Origin of the sequence: Paenibacillus ehimensis NBRC 15659 (genome assembly GCF_004000785.1) — a bacterium.
Classification (GTDB): Bacteria; Bacillota; Bacilli; order Paenibacillales; family NBRC-103111; genus Paenibacillus_G; species Paenibacillus_G ehimensis.
In genome coordinates this window covers 1-1,987 of sequence record NZ_BILX01000173.1, presented here as the reverse complement: position 1 = coordinate 1,987, position 1,987 = coordinate 1, and the positions used below count along the sequence as shown (strand labels likewise).

The window sequence follows — 1,987 nt, the reverse complement described above, 5'->3', positions numbered from 1 at the left end:
TTGCTCACTTCATTCCAGCCGTCGTTATACGTGATGCGCCCTTCCAGCAGCCCGTCGTCCCCGTACGTATGAACGCAGCGAGCCCCGGTTGTCGGGCCGTCATAACGCCAATGGAAGCTATACCCGTTGCGGTCCGTTTCTTGAGCATCAAGTGACCTTCGTAGGACATGCGGGTCGTCTGCCCCAATGCATCTGTCACTTCGATGAGGTCCCCCGCCTCGTTATTTCAAGCCGGAGCTTTGCTTTCCATACGGTAATCTCGATAAAATCATATACGGTCGTCAATCCGATTCTGAATATAGCAGAAAAACAGGTCTATCTTTATGCTATTTACATAGAGTAGACCTGTTTTTTTGGCTTCCTCGCTATTTGCTGTTGGTTTCGCCGGAAGCGGTTGTAATACAGCCTCGTCTACTCATCCTCGTACTGTCTCAGATACCGGAACGGCATGGCTGCGCTCATCTGCCGTATAAAAAAAGAAACCTCGAAAAGAAATCAAGGTTAAAAGTTAATTAGCTTAATTTGATTGGCTTAATTTAGAAGACTGAGTCTATTGGAAATCAACATCTACCAATGGTAATTTTTCCTTCAAAGCTTTTTTAATGGCATCAGACAACGGCTTTTTGCAATCAATGATATGGACACTTTCTAGAGTAGGGATCTGTAGTAAAACTTCTGCATGTTCCAATTTAGTACAATTTAATAAGAAAACTTCCTTCAGTGGTAAATCTACAATTAGTCTTAAGTCTAAATTTTCACGATAACTATTAAGATGCAGAACTTCCAACTTGTCAAGTTTACCGATATTTTGGAATGAGAATCCCCGATCAAATCCCTCTAGTTTAAGCATTTTTATACGTAAACCTTGAAGAATAGAAAACACATCATGTTTACGAACATGTGACAAATAAGCCGTCGTTAAGTTAGAAAAACCTTGAATGGTATCCAAAGTCCTTCCTTTTTTGTCAATAAAACACTCAATCCATTTTAGTCCCGGGAAGGTGCTTGGTGAAATTCCACCTAAGTCATATCTCCCATCAAAATCAAAAAAACTAAAAAAATGAACATCAGGTACGATTTGCTCTGGTTGCCACCTAAATTCAACACATCTATCCAGAAGTTCTTGATCAATAAATGGCAAAAGGCTTATTGCTTTAATATTAGAAGGTGGTAAACTCGCTAAAGGTAAGTAATCGTTAGCAAGATGTATAGATTGAAGCGAATGTAAATTAGAAATGAATTTCAAAAATTCTTCGCGATTTACATTACTATCTGCTTCACATAACCAAAGTGCTGTTGGTCTTAAATTATTTGCCTTCTCAATAAATTCTTTCGGATCTAAACGAATGGAACCATCCGGAAGCAGATTACTCTCGCCAATAAAAATTTCTGGACCTTCAGTAAAAAGATAATTACTTCGCGCTTTTATGAAATAGCTCATCATTTCTCACACCTCAACCTAGTTCCGGCTTTTGCACCAAACTCTTTAATTTCATTCATATTTCTCTGTTTCTTTCTCTTACTCTCAGGCGGATTCTTTGAATCATTGAGCATAGTGTATTTTTTTGTCTTTATTTGATTCTCATACTCTATTTGTTCAAAATGTCTTAAAATATGATTTATATATCTATCCCTTTTCCTTACACCTTCAACATCCATGACTGTACCTAAATCAACTTGAACATATTCAACTATAACATCTTCCAAAGCTAAAAGCCTCTGTGCTTTTGCATGTAAAGTTCCGGATATCCTTTCAAACATATTAACGCTACTTCCAACATAAGATAGTTTTGACTTCTCGCTTGTTAAAATATAAATACCCGGTGATTTAGGCAATGAGGAAGGAGCTTTTATCCAACCAAATGGGTCTATCCAAGTATTCGGATCATGCACATACCCATATAATTGGATTCCACCAGCTAACCTAATCGGGTCCTGCTGCGTATACATGCCTTCATCTGGCGAGTAGTATCGGAAGCGGTTATAA

The 1,987-nt window shown here is 38.3% G+C and carries 3 protein-coding genes; all 3 read right to left on the bottom strand.

Features of this window, described 5'->3' with window-relative positions; genetic code table 11:
* Positions 1-4: 4 nt before the first annotated feature.
* Entirely contained in the window at positions 5-199 is a 195-nt protein-coding gene (locus tag PEH01S_RS34155) for a hypothetical protein (protein WP_218032732.1), read from the bottom strand.
* Positions 200-550: 351 nt separating this feature from the next.
* Positions 551-1,441, bottom strand: coding sequence for a hypothetical protein (locus PEH01S_RS34150; protein ID WP_127490444.1), 891 nt, complete (start codon positions 1,439-1,441; stop codon positions 551-553).
* The coding region (locus PEH01S_RS34980; RefSeq protein ID WP_164828156.1) for an RHS repeat domain-containing protein at positions 1,441-1,987 on the bottom strand (547 nt) is incomplete at its 5' end. The genes PEH01S_RS34980 and PEH01S_RS34150, both read right to left, overlap by 1 nt.